This is a genomic window from Caballeronia sp. LZ008, assembly GCF_031451435.1.
GTDB classification, from domain to species: Bacteria; Pseudomonadota; Gammaproteobacteria; order Burkholderiales; family Burkholderiaceae; genus Caballeronia; species Caballeronia zhejiangensis.
The window spans coordinates 1,997,484-2,018,216 of the sequence record NZ_JARUXK010000001.1 but is presented as its reverse complement, the minus strand read 5'-3'; the positions used below and the strand labels follow the sequence as shown (position 1 = coordinate 2,018,216).

At 63.7% G+C, this 20,733-nt stretch carries 23 protein-coding genes and 2 tRNA genes; 11 read left to right on the top strand and 14 right to left on the bottom strand.

Annotated features, from left to right (window positions below; genetic code table 11):
* Positions 1 to 253: 253 nt before the first annotated feature.
* Positions 254 to 622, bottom strand: coding sequence for a hypothetical protein (locus tag QCE49_RS09485; protein ID WP_250458296.1), 369 nt, complete (start codon positions 620 to 622; stop codon positions 254 to 256).
* Between the two features lie 45 nt (positions 623 to 667).
* On the opposite strand from QCE49_RS09485, the gene QCE49_RS09480 reads away from it, so the two are divergent.
* The 3 genes from QCE49_RS09480 to QCE49_RS09470 all read left to right on the top strand — a co-directional run bounded on the left by QCE49_RS09480 (position 668) and on the right by QCE49_RS09470 (position 3,682).
* Positions 668 to 1,084: a hypothetical protein gene (locus tag QCE49_RS09480; RefSeq protein WP_250458297.1), complete on the top strand. Its 417-nt coding sequence runs from the start codon at positions 668 to 670 to the stop codon at positions 1,082 to 1,084.
* Between the two features lie 70 nt (positions 1,085 to 1,154).
* On the top strand, positions 1,155 to 1,412 hold the full coding sequence (locus QCE49_RS09475; RefSeq protein WP_250440027.1) for a hypothetical protein: 258 nt from the start codon (positions 1,155 to 1,157) through the stop codon (positions 1,410 to 1,412).
* A 149-nt stretch (positions 1,413 to 1,561) separates the two neighbouring features.
* Positions 1,562 to 3,682: an ATP-dependent helicase gene (locus tag QCE49_RS09470; RefSeq protein WP_250458298.1), complete on the top strand. Its 2,121-nt coding sequence runs from the start codon at positions 1,562 to 1,564 to the stop codon at positions 3,680 to 3,682.
* Positions 3,683 to 3,690: 8 nt separating this feature from the next.
* Here the strand turns inward: QCE49_RS09470 and QCE49_RS09465 are convergent, their stop codons facing one another.
* The 6 genes from QCE49_RS09465 to QCE49_RS09440 form a co-directional block, all read right to left on the bottom strand.
* Entirely contained in the window at positions 3,691 to 4,455 is a 765-nt protein-coding gene (locus tag QCE49_RS09465) for a DUF4088 family protein (protein WP_008342301.1), read from the bottom strand.
* A 163-nt stretch (positions 4,456 to 4,618) separates the two neighbouring features.
* Positions 4,619 to 4,942 carry an AzlD domain-containing protein gene (locus QCE49_RS09460; protein WP_008342300.1) on the bottom strand — a complete coding sequence of 108 codons (324 nt, stop codon included), beginning with the start codon at positions 4,940 to 4,942 and terminating at the stop codon, positions 4,619 to 4,621.
* A complete protein-coding gene (locus tag QCE49_RS09455; RefSeq protein WP_250458331.1) occupies positions 4,939 to 5,640 on the bottom strand; it encodes an AzlC family ABC transporter permease in 702 nt (233 codons plus the stop codon). The genes QCE49_RS09460 and QCE49_RS09455 overlap by 4 nt, the downstream gene beginning before the upstream one ends.
* 137 nt (positions 5,641 to 5,777) lie before the next feature.
* Positions 5,778 to 6,599 (bottom strand): AraC family transcriptional regulator, encoded by an 822-nt coding sequence (locus tag QCE49_RS09450; RefSeq protein WP_250458299.1) that lies wholly within the window; start codon positions 6,597 to 6,599, stop codon positions 5,778 to 5,780.
* Positions 6,600 to 6,672: 73 nt separating this feature from the next.
* Positions 6,673 to 7,149: a CreA family protein gene (locus tag QCE49_RS09445; RefSeq protein WP_008342297.1), complete on the bottom strand. Its 477-nt coding sequence runs from the start codon at positions 7,147 to 7,149 to the stop codon at positions 6,673 to 6,675.
* 299 nt (positions 7,150 to 7,448) lie between these two features.
* On the bottom strand, positions 7,449 to 8,192 hold the full coding sequence (locus QCE49_RS09440; protein ID WP_250458300.1) for a FadR/GntR family transcriptional regulator: 744 nt from the start codon (positions 8,190 to 8,192) through the stop codon (positions 7,449 to 7,451).
* Between the two features lie 110 nt (positions 8,193 to 8,302).
* Between QCE49_RS09440 and QCE49_RS09435 the strand changes: the two genes are divergently transcribed.
* From QCE49_RS09435 to QCE49_RS09425, 3 genes are read left to right on the top strand one after another with little or no spacing between them, the layout of a single operon-like run.
* Positions 8,303 to 9,046: a (Fe-S)-binding protein gene (locus tag QCE49_RS09435; protein WP_008342295.1), complete on the top strand. Its 744-nt coding sequence runs from the start codon at positions 8,303 to 8,305 to the stop codon at positions 9,044 to 9,046.
* Positions 9,043 to 10,434 carry a lactate utilization protein B gene (locus QCE49_RS09430; protein WP_250458301.1) on the top strand — a complete coding sequence of 464 codons (1,392 nt, stop codon included), beginning with the start codon at positions 9,043 to 9,045 and terminating at the stop codon, positions 10,432 to 10,434. Before QCE49_RS09435 ends, QCE49_RS09430 begins: the two co-directional genes overlap by 4 nt.
* Positions 10,431 to 11,012, top strand: a complete 582-nt coding sequence (locus QCE49_RS09425) for an LUD domain-containing protein (protein ID WP_250458302.1) — start codon at positions 10,431 to 10,433, stop codon at positions 11,010 to 11,012. Before QCE49_RS09430 ends, QCE49_RS09425 begins: the two co-directional genes overlap by 4 nt.
* 66 nt (positions 11,013 to 11,078) lie before the next feature.
* Here QCE49_RS09425 and QCE49_RS09420 read toward each other — a convergent pair.
* The 3 genes from QCE49_RS09420 to fdxA form a co-directional block, all read right to left on the bottom strand.
* Positions 11,079 to 11,154: transfer RNA gene (locus tag QCE49_RS09420), tRNA-Asn, on the bottom strand.
* 78 nt (positions 11,155 to 11,232) lie between these two features.
* A tRNA-Asn gene (locus QCE49_RS09415) sits at positions 11,233 to 11,308 on the bottom strand.
* Between the two features lie 119 nt (positions 11,309 to 11,427).
* Entirely contained in the window at positions 11,428 to 11,751 is a 324-nt protein-coding gene (gene fdxA / locus QCE49_RS09410; protein ID WP_008342289.1) for a ferredoxin FdxA, read from the bottom strand.
* A 290-nt stretch (positions 11,752 to 12,041) separates the two neighbouring features.
* On the opposite strand from fdxA, the gene pncB reads away from it, so the two are divergent.
* From pncB to QCE49_RS09385, 5 genes are all read left to right on the top strand, one after another.
* Positions 12,042 to 13,232 (top strand): nicotinate phosphoribosyltransferase, encoded by a 1,191-nt coding sequence (pncB, locus tag QCE49_RS09405; protein WP_008342288.1) that lies wholly within the window; start codon positions 12,042 to 12,044, stop codon positions 13,230 to 13,232.
* A gap of 136 nt (positions 13,233 to 13,368) precedes the next feature.
* Positions 13,369 to 14,040 (top strand): lactate utilization protein C, encoded by a 672-nt coding sequence (locus QCE49_RS09400; RefSeq protein ID WP_034472649.1) that lies wholly within the window; start codon positions 13,369 to 13,371, stop codon positions 14,038 to 14,040.
* Positions 14,041 to 14,044: 4 nt separating this feature from the next.
* Complete coding sequence (locus QCE49_RS09395) at positions 14,045 to 15,457, top strand: sodium:proton antiporter (RefSeq protein ID WP_250458303.1); 1,413 nt, start codon at positions 14,045 to 14,047, stop codon at positions 15,455 to 15,457.
* A 9-nt stretch (positions 15,458 to 15,466) separates the two neighbouring features.
* The gene (locus QCE49_RS09390; RefSeq protein ID WP_008342282.1) at positions 15,467 to 16,450 is read left to right on the top strand and encodes a D-glycerate dehydrogenase; all 984 of its coding nucleotides are present in this window, start codon (positions 15,467 to 15,469) and stop codon (positions 16,448 to 16,450) included.
* Positions 16,447 to 17,907 carry a DNA recombination protein RmuC gene (locus tag QCE49_RS09385; RefSeq protein ID WP_250458304.1) on the top strand — a complete coding sequence of 487 codons (1,461 nt, stop codon included), beginning with the start codon at positions 16,447 to 16,449 and terminating at the stop codon, positions 17,905 to 17,907. The genes QCE49_RS09390 and QCE49_RS09385 overlap by 4 nt, the downstream gene beginning before the upstream one ends.
* A gap of 13 nt (positions 17,908 to 17,920) precedes the next feature.
* Here QCE49_RS09385 and QCE49_RS09380 read toward each other — a convergent pair whose 3' ends face one another.
* The 4 genes from QCE49_RS09380 to mobA form a co-directional block, all read right to left on the bottom strand.
* The gene (locus QCE49_RS09380) at positions 17,921 to 18,400 is read right to left on the bottom strand and encodes a GNAT family N-acetyltransferase (protein ID WP_250458305.1); all 480 of its coding nucleotides are present in this window, start codon (positions 18,398 to 18,400) and stop codon (positions 17,921 to 17,923) included.
* Positions 18,397 to 18,672, bottom strand: a complete 276-nt coding sequence (locus QCE49_RS09375) for a hypothetical protein (RefSeq protein ID WP_008342276.1) — start codon at positions 18,670 to 18,672, stop codon at positions 18,397 to 18,399. The genes QCE49_RS09380 and QCE49_RS09375 overlap by 4 nt, the downstream gene beginning before the upstream one ends.
* Before the next feature lie 60 nt (positions 18,673 to 18,732).
* A complete protein-coding gene (glp, locus tag QCE49_RS09370; protein ID WP_250458306.1) occupies positions 18,733 to 20,037 on the bottom strand; it encodes a gephyrin-like molybdotransferase Glp in 1,305 nt (434 codons plus the stop codon).
* A 102-nt stretch (positions 20,038 to 20,139) separates the two neighbouring features.
* Positions 20,140 to 20,694: a molybdenum cofactor guanylyltransferase MobA gene (gene mobA / locus QCE49_RS09365; RefSeq protein ID WP_250458332.1), complete on the bottom strand. Its 555-nt coding sequence runs from the start codon at positions 20,692 to 20,694 to the stop codon at positions 20,140 to 20,142.
* Between the last annotated feature and the right edge of the window lie 39 nt (positions 20,695 to 20,733).

Below are 20,733 nucleotides of genomic sequence, written 5' to 3'. Positions count from 1 at the left end.
GGGTGCAGACGCAGGTTGCGGCGCCGAAGCGGGTCTTGCAGCAGTTGCTGATGTTGCCATCTCGATTCTTATTCAGAAAATCCAAAGGAAATCGGGTTCGCACTGACGTTCAGACCGGGACAGGAACGCGAAGCCTTTCTATCGGCCTGACCGACAGTCAGGTTGCGCCTGCCTCGATTTAAGTGGCAGGACTAATGATTATCATCGTACCGTGCGATAGTTCAATATCGGTGCCATGAACTGTCACCGATTGTCACATCGTTGCCCTGTTGATTGTCTTGTTAGCGTCGGGGCCGTTACCTGCTGTTATGCGGCCCACCGTCTGTTTTTCGCCCGTGGTCGCAACTTGCGCGTCGAGCTTCAACGGATGAAACCCGCTCTGCGGCTGCTGGGAAGAGCGAGATACCGACGATGTGGCCGGGCATGCGCCGTGCTCAGGGATCGTGAGGACCGGTAATCCCCACGCAGGCGCGCTCGTTGGCAAATGTAGCCAGATGAAACCGTCGGTAACAGTGACTGATTTTCGCGAACTTGCCCGATTGACCGCCGGTCCGACCATTTGATCGATGCAGCTTCGGTCATCTTTCCAATCGACAAAAGTCGCGCGGATCGCTCGTTTCATCGTCGTAAGAGCGCCGCCGACGCCAACTAAAGAGAGGACTAGCTCATGACTCGCGCACGAATCCTTTTTATCGGCTCCGCCATCGCCACTTTCGCCGCTTCGGGCGCTTATGCGCAAACCGCGACCCAGTCCGCACCGGTGCAGACTCAAACGCAAGCGCAAGTGCAGCCGATGCAAGCCCAACAGCCGATGACGCCGCCGCCGCAGAACCTCGTCGCGCCCGCGCCGACCGATCCGCTCGTCGAGCGCCGCAATGCCAATGCGAAGGCGAACGCCGAATACAGCGCGTCGAAGAAGGCGTCGAAGGCCGAATTGAAGGCGCAAACCGAGCAGGCCAAGGCGCAGTACAAGGAAGAGGTGAAGAACGCGAAGATCAATCGCAAGGCGGACAAGGACGCCGCCAAGGCCGAATTGAACGCGACCGAGCCGAACGCACCGAAGGACACCGGCTTGCAGCATTAAGCGGGGGAACCGGGAATCGCCGCGAGCTCGCGTTTGGCGCGGCTCGCGGCATCGAACAAGGGAGAAGACCATGAATCGAAAAACTCATGCACTGCTGGCCGCGCTGATCGCGGGGACGTTCGCGAGCGCGAGCGTGGCATCGTTCGCACAAACGGCGTCGGATACGCCGACTGCCGCCGATCAAAAGGCCGCGAAGGAACAGAGCAAGGCCGACAAGAAGGCGGCCGTCGCGCAAGCCAAGGCCGACAAGAAAAAGACCGAGGCGCAATCGGACGCCAATGAAGCCGCCGCCGAAGCGAAGCTCAAGAACGCGAAGAAGGCCGACTGACGCAAATCTTTTGCAGCGATGCGAGCCCGGTTCCGTGCGAGCCGGGCTCGTTGCATTTGGGGCCAAAACCCTTGTCGAGCCAAAGGCTTGCGCGTGCGGGTTGTATGGATATACAGTGTGCGTCACTCATTTCCCGCCGCCTTTCTCCCGTGCTCACGCTCCCCGACACCGCCGACGAATCCACCACGAAACAGGTCGCCGACTATCTGGCGAAGCTCAACGAGGCGCAGCGTCAGGCCGTCGAATTCGGCGTCGACGAACCGGGGCGCGCGGGCGGGCCGCTGCTCGTCATCGCGGGCGCGGGATCGGGCAAGACCAACACGCTCGCGCATCGCGTCGCGCATCTGCTGGTGAAAGGCGCGGATCCGCATCGCATCCTGCTGCTCACGTTTTCGCGCCGCGCGGCGCTCGAAATGACGCGGCGGGTGTCGCGCATCGCAATGAACGCGCTCGGCACGAGAAGCGCAATCGCGCAGGGTTTGTCGTGGTCGGGTACGTTCCATAGCGTCGGCGCGCGGCTGTTGCGCGATTACGCCGATCTCGTCGGGCTCGCGCCGTCGTTCACCATCAACGATCGCGAGGATTCGGCCGATCTCATGAACCTCGTGCGGCACGAGCTCGGTTTGTCGTCGAAGGAAAAGCGCTTTCCCGCCAAATCGACGTGCTTCGCGATCTACTCGCGCGTCGTCAACACCGGCGCGTCCCTGGCGACCGTGCTCGATCAGTCGTATCCGTGGTGCCGCGAGTGGGAAGCGGACCTGAAGCGCCTCTTCGCCGCGTACGTCAGCGCGAAACAGGCGCAAAGCGTGCTCGATTACGACGATCTGCTGCTCTACTGGTCGCATCTCGCGGCGGAGCCGTCGATTGCCGCCGATCTCGCGAGCCGCTTCGATCACGTTCTCGTCGACGAATATCAGGACACGAACCGTCTGCAGGCATCCATTCTTCTCGCGATGAAACCGGACGGGCGCGGCCTTACCGTCGTCGGCGACGATGCGCAATCCATCTACTCGTTTCGCGGCGCGACGGTGCGCAACATCCTCGATTTTCCCGGCCACTTCGATCCGCCCGCCGCGACCGTCACGCTCGACCGCAACTATCGTTCGACCTTGCCGATTCTCGAAGCGTCGAACGCGGTGATCGGCCTCGCGACCGAGCGCTACACGAAGAATCTGTGGACCGACAAGGCATCGGCGCAAAAGCCGCGCGTCGTTGCCGTCGCCGATGAAGCCGATCAGGCGCGCTATGTCGTCGAAAAAGTGCTCGAAGCGCGCGAAGGCGGCATGAAGCTCAAGGCGCAGGCGGTGCTGTTTCGTGCCGCGCATCACAGCGCGGCGCTCGAAATCGAATTGACGCGCCGGAACATTCCGTTCGTGAAGTTCGGCGGACTGAAGTTTCTCGATTCCGTTCATGTCAAGGACGTGCTCGCGGTGTTGCGCTGGGCCGAGAATCCGCGCGATCGCGTCGCGGGCTTTCGCGTCGCGCAGTTGTTGCCGGGCGTCGGACCGGCGATCGCCGGGCGCCTGCTCGACAGCGTGAGCGCGCCGGACGCGGTGGCGTCGAATGCGATCGCCGCGTTTCAGGCGCCCGCGCGCGCGTCGGAGGACTGGCCGCGTTTCGTCGGCCTGATGGCGAAGCTCTGCGGCCGCGACTCCGGCTGGCCCGCCGAGTTCGAAATGATCCGGCGTTGGTACGAGCCGCATCTGGAACGCAATCACGAGGACGCGGCGATCCGCATCGGCGACGTGTTGCAGATGGAAAGCATCGCGGCGACGTATCCCACGCGCGAGCGCTTTCTCACCGAACTGACGCTCGATCCGCCCGACGCGACCAGCGACGAATCCGGCGTGCCGCTGCTCGACGAAGACTATCTGATTCTCTCGACGATCCATTCGGCGAAGGGCCAGGAATGGCGCAACGTGTTCGTGCTGAACGGCGTCGACGGCTGCATTCCGTCCGATCTCGGCACGGGCAGCGACGAAGAACTCGACGAGGAACGGCGGCTGTTATACGTCGCGATGACGCGCGCGAAGGAAGACCTGCACATCATCACGCCGCAGCGCTTCTACGTGCACAACCAGACGCATCTCGGCGACCGTCACGTATGGGCGCAGCGCACGCGTTTCATTCCGCCGCATCTGATGCAGAACTTCGAAGCGGCCGCGTGGCCGCCCGTCATCGCGCCCGCTGCGCCGACGGCGGCGGGGCTGGCTGCGGCCGCGAAAGCGAAGATCGATATCGCGGCGCGCCTAAAGGGAATGTGGGACTGACCTGAATCTCAGCGCTGCGCGCGCGATGCACGCGGCGCGCGCGGCGACGGCGAGAAGATGCTGCGCAGCCATGCTGCGAAGCGTGTGTAGCCGTCGTAAGGCTCTTCGACGAAAAGCTCGGGCCGCAGCGAGCGCAGATATTCCAGCACTTGCTGCGCTTCCTGCTTCTGGATCGAGCCATAGAAGATGCCTAGCCGCAGCAGGCAGCGCAGTTCGCCGAGCTTCTCGCGCGCGGTCGAACCGATGCTCGTCTCCACCGAAATCTTGGTTTCATACACGCGCTGACGTAGCGAATCGGCGAGACGCCATGCGGGCGTCTGCATCTTTTCCTCGACTTCGCGAATATCCGCCGCCGCCGATTTGATCTGCGAGGCGAGCATGTCGACTTGCGATACGTCGCCGTCCGCTTCGGTGACGATCGCCGTCGCCCACGCGCGCGATGCCTTGACGAGATCCTCGGCGGTCCAGTCCGCGCGGATCGCGAACGCGAAGCCGTGCTCGGCTGCCTGCCGGATCAGGATCTCGACGACATCCGGAAACTCCTTGTCGAGCGCGCGCTTCGCCCACGCGTACTGGCCGTGCGTGAGCATGCGCTGCACCGCCTGCTCGGTGAGCGGCGTGTTGTTGTCCAGGAGCTTCGCGCGCAGGAAGTCCTCGAACGAAGGCGTGACGAATTGCGGATCCAGCTTCAGCGACAGACGCGTGAACGCTTCGAAATCGCGCTGCAGAGAAGCGATGGTCTCGTCGCGTAACGATAAGGTGATTTGACGCATGTTGGTTCCCGGTTCCGCCTTCGATCTCCGAAGGCGGGAAAAGCTGTCGGCGCCGCGTCTCAGGCGGAGTCCATTCGTTTCTGTTATCGGCGCGCGCTTCGGGAACTTGAGGATTCTTCGATGCTCTTTGAAAGCCGTTTAACGGCTGATGGAGAGAAAACGTTTAGCGCAGCACGGCGAACTGCCACGCGAAAAACACCGCGAGCGACACGGCAATCGTCAAAAGCGGCCGTTTCGTGAACGCGCAAACGATGATCGCGACGATCGCAGCCACGAGCTGCGGATTGCGCCAGGTGATTTCGGCGCCGTTGCCGTGCGGCGAGACGGTCATCGGCACGATGATCGCGGTGAGCACCGTCACCGGCACGAACGAAAGCGCGGTGCGGACGATCGGCGGAAAGGGCAGGCGTTCGCCCAGCACGAACACGGCGGCGCGGATCGCGAACGTAACGGCCGCCATGCCGAAGATCAGCGTGACGTAGTTCATTGCGTGCGCTCCTTCGCGTTCTTCAGACGATGTTTCGCGTGGCCCTTCGCCCGCGGACGGTTTTCCATCAGCGTGAGCACCATGCCGACGGCCACGCCGACGAACACCGCCGCGAGCAGGCCGAGCTTGTACGGCCAGCCTTGCCACGCGAACGACAGCACGCCCGATGCGAGCGCCGCCGCGACGAAGCGCACGGCGACGAGCTGCGGCACGATGATCGCGATGAACGTCGCGACCATCGCGAAGTCGAGCCCGAGCGATTTCAGTCCGGGAAACGCGGCGCCGAACAGGAGGCCGAGGAGCGTCCACAACTGCCAGTTCAGATACATCGCGACGCCGGAGCCGAAGAAGTAGTGCGGCCCGATCTCGCCCGGCGCGCGCTTCCGATAGTGCGCGTAGGCGACGGCGAAGACCTCGTCGGTGAGCATGCCCGCGAGCGCCCAGCGCCAGCGGCGCGGCAGATGCGCGACATACGGCGCGAGCGTCGCGGAATAGAGCACATGACGCAGATTGACGACGAGCGTCGTCGCCAGAATGACGGCGAAGCTCGCGTGCGACGCGATCAGGTCGACCGCGATGAACTGCGCCGAGCCCGCGAACACGACGAGCGACATCAACTGGCCGTGCCAGAGCGTGAGCGGACTTGCGGTGACGAGCGTGCCGAAGATCACGCCGAAGGGCGCGGCGCCGATCATCATCGGGATGGTGTCGCGTGCGCCGGCGGCGAATTCGCGCAAAGGTGTTGCTTTCAAGATTTCCTCCTATGGAAGCGAGGATACGCAAAACGTCGATGAGAATGCTTGTACGTTCTTGCGCTTTCCCGAGGCCGGACCGCCTAACGCCAGCGGCCGGGCGGCACGCCGAACGTGCGCTTGAAATGGCGCGTGAAGTGACTCTGATCCGTGAAACCGCTCGCCGCCGCGACATCCGTCACGGATGCGCCCGCGCGCAACGCCGGCAGCGCGCGCACGATCCGCAGCTGATTGCGCCACGCATGCGGCGCGAGACCGGTTTCGCGCGTGAAGAGGCGCGCGGCGTGGAAGGTCGAGAGACCGACCGTCTGCGCGAGTTGGGCGAGCGTGACGGGTTCGAGGAGATCGTCGGCGAGGCGGGATTTCATCGTCGTGACGCGGTGCGCGTCGGCGGCGAGCGGCGCGATGCGCGGACGTTCGAGCGCGTGGCGTCCGAGCAGCGTCGTCACTGCATCGACGAGCGCCAGTTCCGCGGCGAGCGGGTCGGCGCCGTTTTCCAGCAGGCGATGCGCGATCTGCAAACGCCGCGCGAGATCGGGATCGCGGATGATTTCATCCGGAAACCACGGCGACGATTCCGGCCGCCCCGACAGGTCGCGCGCGAGAGTTTCGACGAACGGCACCGGCAGATAGAACACGCGATAGCGCCAGCCCGCATCGACGGCCCGCGCGCCGGTATGCACTTCGCCGGGATTGATCACCGGCACCGAACCGGCTTCGGCGACGTGATGCGCGCCGCGATAGTCGAAGCACTCCGCGCCGGCCTCGATCACGGGCACCGTATAGGCGTCATGCCAGTGCGGCGAGAATTCGTGATCGTAGTATTCGGCCGTGACCATGTCCGCGTCCGGCACGAGCGGCGAGCGCCAGTAGCGTGCGGCATTGCGGAAACGGTCGGCGTGCATGATCGAGCAATTCTGAGATAAGCGGATCGCCCAGTTTACAACTTTGCTTCGCGCCCGGCCGGACAGTTGCGTGTCACTTCACCGGTATGGTCGTGCCCTCGGGCATCGGAACCGCCGTCACGCTGTTTTTCGGGCTGCCGGTCGCGATGCGGTCGCTGTAAGTCAGATAGACGAGCGTATTGCGTTTCGTATCGACGACGCGCACCACATGCAGCGTCTTGAAGATGAAGGACATGCCGGCCGAGAACACGTCGGTTTTCTGCTTGAGCGGTTCGGCGATCTTGATCGGCCCGACCTGGCGGCACGCGATCGACGCTTCGGTCGGATCTTCGGCGATGCCCAGCGTGCCTTTCACGCCGCCCGTGCGCGCGCGGGACACATAGCAGGTGACGCCCTGGACGAGCGGATCGTCGTACGCATCGACGGTCACGCGGTCCGATCCGGTGAAGCGGAAGTTGGTGTTGACGCTCGCGATTTCCTCCGCGTGCGCGAGTCCGGCGCCGGAGAAAAGTGCGAGCGATGCGGCGAGCGCGAGGACGGAGCGGTTCATCGTCATCCTTCGGAAAAGAGAAAGGGCGTCGTATTGTATCGACGCCCTTGGCTCTTCGATGCATCTCGTGCCCGCATGCGGTCAATGAAAGATCAGATACAGAATCACCAGCACGATGACCGGCACGCCGAGCAGCCATCCGAGTAGATAAGGCATGTTGTCCTCCTTCGCATGTTGTTTTCGACGGTTTCAGTATCGCGAGGATGCGCCGCCCGCGTTAGCCGTGCGTGTCCGAAATGCGTGTAGGCGACGTCCTATCATCACTTTCTTGCGGCTTACAGATTCGTAATGTGATTGGATCAGGCCGCGCGGTTTTTCTTCGCGGAAACATCGCGATACAGCGTGCGCACGTAATCGAGATGCGCGCCCGCGCACTCCCGCGCCCGCGCCGGATCGCGCGCTACGATCGCATCGAAGATCGCGCGATGCTGCGTCATCAGGTTCGCTTCGACTTCGTCGTCGTAATCGACGAGACGGTGCGACGTGAGCATCGATTCGCGCACCAGTTCATTGAGTCCGTGCATGACGTGCGTGAGCGCGACGTTGTGCGTCGCGTCCGCGATGGCGAGATGGAACGCCGCGTCTCTCTCCGCGATGCGCGTGCTTTTTTCGGCGACGGCGTTTTGCAGCGCGTCGAAGGCGGCGGCGATGCGCGCCAGATCGTCGTCGGTGGCGCGCTCGGCGGCGTAAGCGGTCGAGAGCGTTTCGAGGCCGTGGCGAAGTTCGAGAACGTCGGCGCTCGCGTTCGGCTGTTGCTCGAGCAGGGCGGCGAGCGGACGCGACACGAGCGGCGCGGTCACATCCGATACGACAAAACCGCCGCGCCCGGCCGCGCGGATGAATCCGTCCGACTCCAGACGGATCAACGCCTCCCGCAGCGACGGACGCGACACGTTCAACTGCTCCGCCAGATCGCGCTCGGCGGGCAGGCGCTGGCCCGGCAGCAGCGTGCCGTTCGAAATCAATTCCCGGATCTGTCCCGACACGACATCGGAGAGACGCACGCGGGCGTAGGAATGCGCATGGACGGGCTGGAAAGTCATCGTTCGACGTGAATGCGAGGTGAAAGCCGGGGAATGCCCGAGTTTGACACGAAAGAGGCATCTCATTAAAGTCTTGGTCAGACCAAGCTTACCAAATCGCCGAACCCGTCATGAAAGTCGCCTTGTTCGTCCCCTGTTTCATCGACGCTTTTTATCCGCAAGTCGGCATCGCCACGCTCGAACTGCTCGAACGGCTGGGCGTGGACGTCGACTATCCGCAGGATCAGACCTGTTGCGGCCAGCCGATGGCCAATAGCGGCGCACACAAGGAGGCTGCCGGCGCCGAGCGCGTGTTCGCGCGCAATTTCGCCGACTACGACTATGTCGTCGGGCCATCGGCGAGTTGCACGCATCACGTACGCGAGCATTTCACCGCGATCGAGCAGACGAGCGCCGTGCAGAAGGTGCGGCGCAATACGTTCGAGCTCGTCGAATTCCTGCACGACGTGCTGAAGGTGCGCGAGTTTCCGTGGGCCGAATTTCCGCACAAGGTCGGGCTGCACAACAGTTGCAGCGCGGTGCGGCATCTGCGCGAAACGTCGAATTCGGAAGTGGCCGGAACGCCGTATTCGAAGCCGCGCACGCTGCTCGAACGCGTGAGGGGTATCGAGTTCGTCGCGCCCGCGCGTGCCGACGAATGCTGCGGATTCGGCGGCACGTTCTCGGTGACGGAAGAGGCCGTCTCCGTGCGGATGGGTCAGGACAAGGTGCGCGATCACGTCGGCGCGGGCGCGGAGTACATCGTGTCGGGCGACATGTCGTGTCTCATGCATCAGCAAGGCTGCGCCGAGCGCATGAAAGCCGATGCGAAGTTCATCCACATCGCGCAGGTTCTGAACGGAGCGCGCGCATGAGCAAAAGCGTTCGTATCGATCACGCGAAGGCGGCGGGCGCGTTCCTGCAGAAGCCGGATCACGTCGCGTTCCACGACAAGCGTCTGTGGGACTTGCGCAGCAAGCGCGACGCGCAGGCGCACGGCATCCCCGAATGGGAGACGATGCGCAATCTCGCATCGGCGATCAAGGAACACACGCTGTCCAATCTCGCCGATTACATCGCGCAGTTCGTCGATCAGGCCGAGAAAAACGGCGTCATCGTGCATTTCGCGGCGAACGCCGAGGAGCACAACGCGCTCGTCTTCAGGCTGATGAGCGAGCGCGGCATGACGTCGCTCGTGAAGAGCAAGTCGATGCTCACCGACGAGTGCTACATGCGCGACTATCTCGAACCGCGGGGCATCACGGTGATGGAAACCGATCTCGGCGAGCGCATCCAGCAACTCGATCATCAGGATCCGAGCCATATGGTCGTGCCGGCCGTGCACAAGCTGCGCGCGGACGTGGCCGAACTGTTCGGCAAGACGATCGGCACCGATCCGCGGAACAGCGACATCCACTATCTCGCGGAAAGCCAGCGCATGAACACGCGGCCGTATTTCGTGCGCGAGAAGACGGCGGGCATGACAGGCTGCAACTTCGCGGTCGCGGAGACGGGCACGGTCGTCGTGTGCACGAACGAGGGCAACGCGGATCTTTCGGCGAACGTGCCGCCGCTGCATATCGCGTCGATCGGCATCGAAAAGATCATTCCGACGATCAGCGATCTCGGCGTGTTCGTTCGAATGTTGTCGAGAAGCGCGCTCGGCTCGCCGATCACGCAGTACACGTCGCATTTTCGCGCGCCGCGTCCGGGCACGGAGATGCACTTCATCCTCGTCGATAACGGCCGCTCAGAACGCCTCGCGATGGACGATTTCTGGTACTCGCTCAAGTGCATCCGCTGCGGCGCGTGCATGAATACGTGTCCGGTGTATCGCAGAAGCGGCGGGCTTTCGTATGGCGGGACGTACTCCGGTCCGATCGGCGCGATCATCAATCCGACGCACGATTTGAAGCGCTATAGCGCGCTGCCGTTCGCGTCGACGATGAACGGCAGTTGCACGAATGTCTGTCCCGTGAAGGTGAACATTCACGAGCAGATCTACAAGTGGCGCGAGGTCATCGCCGAGAAGCACGAAGTGCCGTTCGTGAAGCAGGAAGTGCTGAAGATGGCGGGGCGCCTGCTCGCGAGCCCGACGCTTTATCGTGCAACGGTCGCATCGCTCGGCGGCGCGTTGAAGCGCCTGCCCAACTTCGTGCTCTACAACCCGCTCAATATCTGGGGACGCGGCCGCGATCTGCCCGAAGCGCCCGCCGAGACTTTTCACGAGTGGTACAGGAAAAACCGGAAGCTCGATAAATGACGACTCGCGAAGCTTTTCTCTCGAAGATCCGCGCGGCGCAGCCCGCATCGCGTCCGCGCCCGGACGTGTCCGTGTTCCCGTCGCCGGAAGGCGAACTGAAGGCGCGCTTTACGACCGCGCTCACCGCGATGGGCGGCACATGCGTCGAAGCGGCCAGTCTCGAAGACGTGAACGCGCTGATCGCGGCACGCTTTGCCGATGCGAAGGTGATTGCATCGGCGGTTCCGGGCGTCGACGGCACGCGGCCGCTTTCATCCGATACCGTGCCGGCATCGCTTCGGGATGTCGATGTGGGCATCGTGCGAGGGCGCTTCGGCGTCGCTGAAACGGGCTCGGTGTGGTTCAGCGAAGAAGAGTACGTCGTGAACGCGATCGGCTATCTGTCGCAGCATCTCGTCGTGCTGCTCGACCCGGCGCAACTCGTCGAGGGCTTGCAGCAGGTGTATCGACGCGACGATTTCAAAGCGGCGCGATATGCGGTACTCGTGACGGGGCCGTCGGCGACGGCGGATATCGAAGGCGTGCTGATTCGCGGCGCGCAGGGCGTGCGCTCGCTGACCGTCGTGTGGCTTGCGTGAAGCGATGAAGTCAGCGCACAAAGCAAAAAGCCCAGTCATGCGACTGGGCTTTTTGACAGAAGCTTTTGGCTCCCCGACCTGGGCTCGAACCAGGGACCTACGGATTAACAGTCCGGCGCTCTACCGACTGAGCTATCGGGGAACAACTGAAACATCTACAACTGAAATAAAAACTCAGCCAATTGACCGAGCTCTTTTGAAACCGACTTGCTGGAGTTTTTGGCTCCCCGACCTGGGCTCGAACCAGGGACCTACGGATTAACAGTCCGGCGCTCTACCGACTGAGCTATCGGGGAACATCTACAGCAGAGAAGCGGAATTATAGGGGGCTGCTTTTGGCGTGTCAACGCTCAATCTTCATTTGATACGCATTTTTTGCAATCAAATGAAGCGCGTGCGTCGGCGAGCGCAACAATCAACGCTCGAGCAGACTCAGCTTTTCCTTGACGTCCTTGAACTCGTCCGCTTCCGGAAGCGAGCCTTTCGTCTTCGTGATGCTCGGCCAGTTACGCGCGAGTTCAGCGTTCAGTTCGGTGAAGTGCTGCTGGTCGCCAGGCACGTCTTCTTCGGCGTAGATAGCGTTCACCGGGCACTCGGCGACGCACACGGCGCAGTCGATGCACTCGTCGGGATCGATCGCGAGAAAGTTGGGACCTTCGCGGAAGCAATCCACCGGGCACACGTCCACGCAATCGGTGTACTTGCACTTGATGCAGCTTTCGGTCACAACGTGAGTCATTCAGGCTCCTGCATGCGGAATTCGTGGGGGCGGCGCCCTGGCGGCTGCATGGGCCGGAAGGTGCGCTTGCCGAAACGCATATTGTAGCGTAACGGTAAAAGTGGGCGCGCGCCGCGCGAAGCGCTCTTTATATCGATTCGTGATGTATGTATGCGCGGCGTCGCAAAAGGGCAGGGCGCGGATCATGTCCGCGCGGACATTCGGGTAACATGACCCTAAAGGCCTCGGGCTGCGCGCTGGCAAGCAGGCAAAGCGCGCGGTCCATTCGCGTGGATGTTCCCGTCAGAACCATGATCATCAATTCGCTGCTCGATACCGACCTCTACAAGTTCACGATGATGCAGGTCGTGCTGCATCACTTCCCCGCGGCGCATGTCGAATATCGCTTCCGCTGCCGCACGCCGAATGTCGATCTCGTGCCGTATATCGATGAAATTCGCGACGAAGTGCGCCAGCTTTGCAATCTGCGCTTCAAGGAAGAGGAACTGGATTATCTGCGGCGCATGCGCTTCATCAAGAGCGACTTCATCGATTTCCTCGCGCTCTTCCATCTGAATGAAAAGTCGATCCGCATTTCGCCGTCGCCCAAGAAGAACGGCGAGATCGACATCGAGATCGAAGGGCCGTGGCTGCACACGATTCTCTTCGAGATTCCGGTGCTCGCGATCGTCAACGAAGTCTATTTCCGCAACACGCAGCGCAAGCCCGAGTATGAAACCGGCCGCGAGCGCCTGCGCGACAAGATCAAGCTGCTCGCCACGCCACCCGAATATTCGGACTGCAAGATCGCCGATTACGGCACGCGCCGCCGTTTTTCGGGGCAGTGGCACGAGGAAGTCGTGCTGACGCTGAAGGACAAGCTCGGCGCGCAGTTCGCCGGCACGAGCAACTGCTTCTATGCGATGAAGCACGGCTTGCGGCCGCTCGGCACGATGGCGCATGAGTACTTGCAGGCGTGTCAGGCGCTCGGCCCGCGTCTGCGCGACTCGCAGATCTTCGGCTTCGAGATGTGGGCGAAGGAATATCGCGGCGACCTCGGCATCGCGCTGTCGGACGTCTACGGCATGAAGGCGTTCCTGCGCGACTTCGACATGTACTTCTGCAAGCTGTTCGACGGTGCGCGCCACGATTCGGGCGATCCCTTCGATTGGGGCGAGCGCCTCATCCGGCATTACGAAGAAAACCGCTGCGACCCGCGCACCAAAGTGCTCGTGTTCTCCGACGCGCTCGATATCCCGAAGGTGCTGCAGCTGTACGAGCGTTTTCGCGGACGTTGCCAGCTCGCGTTCGGCGTCGGCACGAATCTCACCAACGATCTTGGCTATCAGCCGCTGCAAATCGTCATCAAGATGGTTCGATGCAACGGTCAGCCGGTCGCGAAACTCTCCGATTCGCCCGGCAAAAACATGTGCGACGACAAGGCGTATCTCGCCTATCTGCGTCAGGTCTTCGGCATCGAGCAGCCGGTCGGCGACGACTGAGCGACGCGCATTCGTCCATTCGGCCTATGCCGTTCGGCCGAGGTTCGTGCGTGTATGCCGCTCGCTATAATTCGGACGCGTCGTAAATCATCGCGGCGCGCACGAATCTCAAGCACGCCAACACGAGGACGGCACCATGGATACATCGGACGCGCGCCGCAATATTCTCGCGCGCATTCGCAGCGCGCAGGGCCGTCGCGGCACGGCTACGGATGCCGAGCGCGCTGGCGCAGACGAGTATGTCGAGCGACATCCGGCGGGTCCGCGTCCTCCGTTGCCTCAGACGCGTGACGAGCTCATCGCGCGCTTCACGCTCGAAGCGGAGCGTCTCTCCACGACCGTCGCCGAAGTCGAATCGATCGACGATGCGCCCGCCGAAGCCGTGCGCTATCTCCAGTCGCTGAACCTTCCCGTCGATGTCGTCGCGTGGCCCGCGCTTGCTCATCTGCGCTGGTCCGAAGCGGGCATTCGGGCGGCGTTTCGCAAGCCTGCCGATGAAGATCTCGTCGGCATCACCGGCTGCTTCTGCGCGACGGCTGAAACCGGTTCGCTCGTGCTGCTCTCGGGCGCGCAGACGCCCGCATCCGGCGCGCTCTTGCCGCAGACGCATATCGCGATCGTGCCGGCGTCGCGCATCGTCGCCGCGCATGAAGATGCATTCGCGTTGATGCGCGCCGAGCGCGGCGAGTTGCCGCGCGCGGTGAACTTCGTGTCGGGTCCGTCGCGCACCGGCGATATCGAACAGACCATCGTGCTCGGCGCGCATGGGCCGTATCGCGTGCATGTGATCGTCGTGCGCGGAGCGTGAGTCAATGCGGCGTCTGGTTTTGTACGTGCCTTGCGCGATGCTGGCGCTGATCGCGGCGCCGGCCGCTGCTGCGACGCTCGACGGCGCGACGCTCCCGGCCACATGGGGCATACCGTTCGTCGGCATCCTGCTTTCCATCGCGGTGTTTCCGCTCGTCGCGCCGAAGGTTTGGCATCACCATTTCGGCAAGATCGCGGCGGGGTGGGCGATCGCGTTCCTCGCGCCGTTCGGGCTTGCGTTCGGTGTCGGCACGGCGGGCAGCGTGCTCGTCCACGCGATGCTCGAAGAGTACGTGCCGTTCATCATTCTGCTCGCAGCGCTGTATACGGTCGCGGGCGGCATTTGCGTGCGCGGCAACCTGCACGGCTCGGCTCATCTCAATATCGGACTGCTCGCGCTCGGCACCGCGCTCGCGAGCGTCATGGGCACGACGGGCGCGGCCATGCTGCTGATCCGTCCGCTTTTGCGCGCGAACGACAATCGCAAGCACGTCGTGCATGTCGTCGTGTTCTTCATCTTTCTCGTCGCGAACGCAGGCGGCTCGCTCACGCCGCTCGGCGATCCGCCGCTTTTTCTCGGCTTTCTCAACGGCGTCGGCTTCTTCTGGACTACCGTGCATCTCGCGCTGCCGATGCTCTTCGTCTGCGCCGTGCTCCTCGCGGTGTTCTTCGTGCTGGACAGTTTCTACTGGCGCAGGCACGACGCGCGGCCCGCGTTTCTCGACCCGACGCCGGATACGCCTCCGCTTGGCATCGACGGCAAGATCAATTTCGCGCTGCTCGCGGCGATCGTCGTGCTCGTGCTGATGAGCGGCATCTGGAAACCCGGCATCACGTTCGACATCTTCGGCACGCATGTCCAGTTGCAGAATCTCGTGCGCGACGTGCTGCTCGTCGCCGTGCTGCTCGCATCGCTCGCGCTCACGCCGAAAAGCGCGCGCGCGGGGAACGCGTTCGACTGGGCGCCCATCGAGGAAGTCGCGAAGCTCTTCGCGGCGATCTTCATCACCATCGCGCCGGTCATCACGATCCTGCGCGCGGGTGAATCGGGCGCGTTCGCGGGCATCGTGCACGCGGTGTCGGATGCGCAGGGCAAGCCCGTCGACATCGCCTATTTCTGGGCGACCGGTCTTCTGTCGTCGTTTCTCGACAACGCACCGACCTACCTCGTCTTCTTCAATCTCGCGGGCGGCGACGCACGCACGCTCATGACCAGCGACGCCACGACGCTCGCCGCCATCTCCGCGGGCGCGGTCTTCATGGGCGCGAACACGTATATCGGCAATGCGCCGAATTTCATGGTGAAGGCGATCGCCGAATCGCGCGGCGTACGCATGCCGAGTTTCTTCGGTTTCATGGCGTGGTCGGGCGCGATTCTCTTGCCGCTTTTCGCCGTTCTGGGCTGGCTATTTTTCTAGGAGCAACCGATGAAGAAGAAAGTGCTGGTAGCGCGTCCCACATTTCCCGACGTGATCGAGCGACTGAAGCAGCATTTCGATGTCGATGTGAATCTCGGCGACGTGCTCCCGCAGGAAGAGTTCGCGCGGCGTCTCGCCGACAAGGACGGCGCGTTCACGGCGGGCGAGATGGTCGGCGAGAAAGAGCTTTCGGGCGCGCCGAATCTGAAGGTCGTTGCGAACATGGCGGTCGGCTACAACAACTTCGACATGCAGGCGTTCGACGCGCACAAGGTGCTCGGCACCAACACGCCCAACGTGCTGAACGAAACCACGGCCGATTTCGGCTGGGCGCTGATGATGGCGGCGGCGCGTCGCGTCACCGAATCCGAGCACTTTCTGCGCGCGGGCAAGTGGCAGAAGTGGTCGTTCGACTCGTTCCTCGGCACCGATGTCTACGGCTCGACGCTCGGCGTGATCGGCATGGGGCGCATCGGGCAGGCGCTGGCGCGGCGCGCGGCCGGCTTCAACATGCGCGTGATGTATCACAACCGTTCGCGCGTCGCGCCGGAAATCGAGCGCGAGCTGAATGCCGAGTACGCGTCGAAGGAAGATCTGCTCAAGCGCGCGGATCATGTCGTGCTCGTCGTGCCTTACTCGAAGGAAAGCCATCATACGATCGGCGCGGCCGAACTCGCGCTGATGAAGCCGACGGCGACGCTGACGAATATCGCGCGCGGCGGCATCGTCGACGATGCGGCGTTGATCGCGGCGTTGCGCGACAAGCGCATCGCGGCGGCGGGCATCGACGTGTTCGAGGGCGAGCCGAATTTCAACCCGGATTTCCTGCTGCTCGACAACGTCGTGCTGACGCCGCATATCGCGAGCGCGACCGAAGGCACGCGCCGCGCGATGGCCAATCTCGCGGCCGACAATCTCATCGCCGCGCTAGGCGAAGGGCCGCGCGCAGGCAATCCGCCGAACCCGATCAATCCGGACGTACTGAAGAAATGATGGAACTGCTGGTTGGCGCGATCGCCGTGCTGGCGATCGCGCTGGTGGTCTCGCTCGTCGCGCTCGTCATGTCGATGCGGCGCAATTCGAACGCGGTCATCTTCGACGAGTTCGAAGCGCTCAACGATCGCGTCAACGACATGGGCGAGGCACACGCGCGCGCGCAGGAACGGCTCGAACGCGGCTTGCGTGGCGATATCGCGGAGAGCGCGCGCGTCTCGCGCATGGAATCGCAAAGCGGCTTCGCGCAATTCCATCAGACGCTTTCGACGCAACTGGCGAGCACGTCGAACGTGCAGAACGCGCAATTCGACGCGCTTGCGCAGCAGCTCGCACAGCAAAGCCAGCAGGCGCGCGAGGATCAGGGCAACGCGTTGAAGCGCTTCGCCGATTCCATGTCGCTGCATCTCGCGCAGCTTTCCGAAGCGAACGAGCGGCGGCTCGGCGAAGTGCGCGCGACGCTCGAAGCGCGCCTGAAGGACATCGAGGCGAACAACGCGACGAAGCTCGACGAGATGCGCCGCACCGTCGACGAAAAGTTGCACGCGACGCTGGAGCAACGGCTCGGCGAGTCGTTCAAGCTCGTCTCCGACAGGCTGGAGCAGGTGCATCGGGGACTCGGCGAGATGCAGACGCTCGCGGCGGGTGTCGGCGATCTGAAGAAGGTACTGACCAACGTCAAGACGCGCGGCATCTGGGGCGAAGTGCAGCTCGAAGCGCTGCTGGAACAGTTGCTCACGCCCGATCAGTACGCGAAGAACGTCGCGACGGTTCCGAAGAGCAACGAACGCGTCGAGTTCGCGATCAGGCTGCCTGGCCGGCACGACGCGCCGGGTGCGCCGGGCGACGTGGCTACGCCCGTGTGGCTGCCCATCGACGCGAAATTTCCGCGGGAGGACTACGAGCGTCTGATCGATGCGCAGGAACGCGCGGACCCGGCCGGTGTCGAGGACGCGTCGCGCGCGCTGGAAGGGCGCTTGCGCGCGGAGGCGAAATCGATCGCGCAGAAGTACGTCGCGCCGCCGCACACGACGGACTTCGCATTGCTCTTCCTGCCGACCGAAGGTCTCTACGCGGAAGTCTTGCGCCGTCCTGGCCTGAGCGATTCGTTGCAGCGCGAGTTTCGCGTGACCGTCGCGGGACCCACGACGCTCACCGCGCTCCTGAACAGCCTGCAGATGGGCTTCCGCACGCTGGCCATCGAGAAGCGTTCCAGCGAAGTGTGGCAGGTGCTCGGCGCGGTGAAGACCGAGTTCGGCAAGTTCGGCGAAGTGCTGGCGCGAACAAAGTCGCAGCTCGAAACGGTGACGCGCTCGATCGAAGCGGCGCAGACGCGCACGCGGCAGATGGGCAAGCGCCTTCGGGATGTCGAGGCGTTGCCCGGCGAACAGGCGGCGGGATTGTTGGGCGAGGCGTTCGGCGATCCGTCATCGCCCGAAGGCGACGACGAGCCGTGATGCAGGACGCGATTCAGGACGCGAGGCGTTCGAGCGGCTCGCCCGTCACGCGCACGATGCGCCAGTCGGGCAGCACGGTCGCGCCCATCTTTTCGTAGAAATCGATGGCGTTCTGATTCCAGTCCAGCACCGACCATTCGAAGCGGCCGCACTGGCGCTCGACCGCGAGCGCGGCGAGCTTTTTCAGCATCAGCGTCCCGAGGCCGCTGCCGCGCATCGAAGGACGCACGTAGAGGTCTTCGAGATACAGGCCGCGCTTGCCGAGGAAGGTCGAGAAGTTCTGGAAGAAGAGCGCATAGCTGACGATTTCGCCTTCGACTTCCGCGACGAGCGCTTCAGCGGCCGGTCGTGCGCCGAAGAGCGCGTCATGCACGCCTTGCTCCGTCGCGGTGAACAGATGCGTGAGCTTCTCGAACTCGGCCAGCTCGTACATCAGGCCGAAGATCGCGGCGACGTCGGCGGGCGAGGCCGCGCGGATGATCGGGGCGCTCACGCTTCCTCCGGCGCGTCGGAGAGCACGATCTCGATGCCGCCGAAACGCGAGGCCACCCAGTTGTACGCGTGGCACGCGATCCACAGCAGGATGAAACCGAGAATCGCGTTCAGGAGCAGCGCGCTCGTGACGGTGCTCACTTCCACCGAGCCGTATCGCACGAACGCGACCACGACGCCGAGCAGCACAATGGGCACGCTGAAAGTCAGGTACACGAGAATCAGCGCCTTGGCGGTCTGTCCCGGTGCGATGAATGAAATCTGCTTTTTCATGGAAGGAAAGCCCCGTCTATCGATGTAGGAATGTTTGTACCGGCTGGCGGCGGCGCCGGATCAGATCAGGCCGTCGAACGGCACGATTTCGACTTCGTCGCCCGCTTCGACGTCGCCGCGCGCGTGCTCGAGCACGATGAAGCAGTTCGCTTCGCTCATCGAACTCAGCACGCCGGAACCCTGCGGACCGGTAGTGACGACGCGAAAGCGCCCGTCGTCGTCGCGCGTCGCGATTCCGCGCTGGAACTCGGTGCGGCCCGCGCGCTTTTTCATCGGCTCGGCGGCGCGCGCGCGGATGACGGTGAGCGGCTGGCGCATCGCGCCCGACATCGCCAGAAGCGCCTCGCGCACGATGAAGTAGAACGTCGCCATTACGGCGACCGGGTTCCCCGGCAACCCGAAGAAGAGCGCCGACTCGCCCGCGCCCGGGCGCTCGCCCGACCACAGCCGGCCGAATGCCAGCGGGCGGCCGGGGCGCATCGCGATCTTCCAGAAGGCGACGTCGCCGAGCGAATTCATCAGCGCGCGCGTGAAGTCCGCATCGCCGACCGACACGCCGCCCGAACTGATGACGACATCGGCGCTTTCGGTCGCATGACGCAGCGCCTTTTCGAGCGAGGCGCGATCGTCGCGCACGATACCCAGATCGACGGTTTCGACGCCGAGCCGCTTGAGCATTGCGAAGAGCGTGTAGCGATTACTGTCGTAAAGGCTGCCAGCGCTCAGCGTTTCGCCGACCGAACGCAATTCGTCGCCCGTCGAAAAGAAGGCGACGGTGAGCCGCCTGCGAACCGACACTTCGCCGATACCGAGCGACGCGAGCAAACCGAGATCCGACGCCCGCACGACGCGACCCGCGAGCAGCGCCGGCTTGCCTTTCGCGAGATCCTCGCCGGAGAGGCGGCGATTCTGGCCGGCATGGATCGTCGCCGGCGAAAAGCGGATCGCGTCGCCTTCGCGCGTGACGAACTCCTGCGGCACGACCGTGTCGCAGCCGGGCGGGATGAGCGCGCCCGTCATGATCCGCACGCATTGATCCGCGCCCGGCGCGCCTTCGAACGGCCGCCCGGCGAGCGCCGTGCCCGCGACGGACAAGCCGACCGTATCGCCACCGCGCGAGAGCACATCGCCGGCGAACGCGTAGCCGTCCATCGCGGAATTGTCGTAAGCGGGGACGTCGATGGGCGAGATCACATCCTCGGCGAGCACGCGGCCGAGCGCGTCGAACAGGCTCACGCGCTCGATCTGCGCGTCCCGCATGCGCGGCATGGCCCACTGGCGCACGATTTCCTGCGCGGCTTCAACGGGCAGCGCATTCGGATCGTAGTGGGCGACGCAGGCGGAAAAATCCTTGGACGTGGTCATGAATCGGCGTGGATCGCGGCCGGAATCCGGCGAAGCAGCACGTGGCCGCGCGGTGGTTGAGCGCCCGCAATGGCGATGTGAGCGGGCAGCCGGTTGAACGAGTCAGCGGCGTTCCAGATCGGCGAGCTGCTGTAAATCGTTGATATTGTAAAACGCGCGTTCGTCGTGAAATTGGACTTCCACCGCCTTGTGGCGCGCGTACCACGCGCGCACCTTGCGCTCGCCCGCGTCCAGCCAGGCGTCCAGGTCGTCGGCGAGCGATGTACGCAGCAACGCGAAAACGGGGTGGGCCATGACTTCGCCCGACGCGTCGATTGTTGCTGCGTATGCAACGTCGCCGCCGTGCGCGTCGAGTGCTTGCATCAACGCGGCGCCGATGTGTTCGTCGACGAAAGGGGCGTCGCAAGGCGCGGTCAGAACGAATTCGGTGCTCGCAACGCGCAACGCAGCGGCGATGCCGGCGAGCGGCCCGGGGAAATCCGCGCGCGCGTCCGCGACAACGCGCGCGCCGAATGCCGTGCCGAGGCGCGCGTAGTCTTCGATGGAACGATTTGCGCTGATCAGAAGCGCGCCCGCCTGAGGCGCGATGCGCCGCATCACGTGCAACGCGAGCGGCTCACCGCGAAACGGCTGCATGCCCTTGTCGATGCCGCCCATGCGCGAGCCGCGTCCGCCCGCGAGCACGAGCGCCGTGAC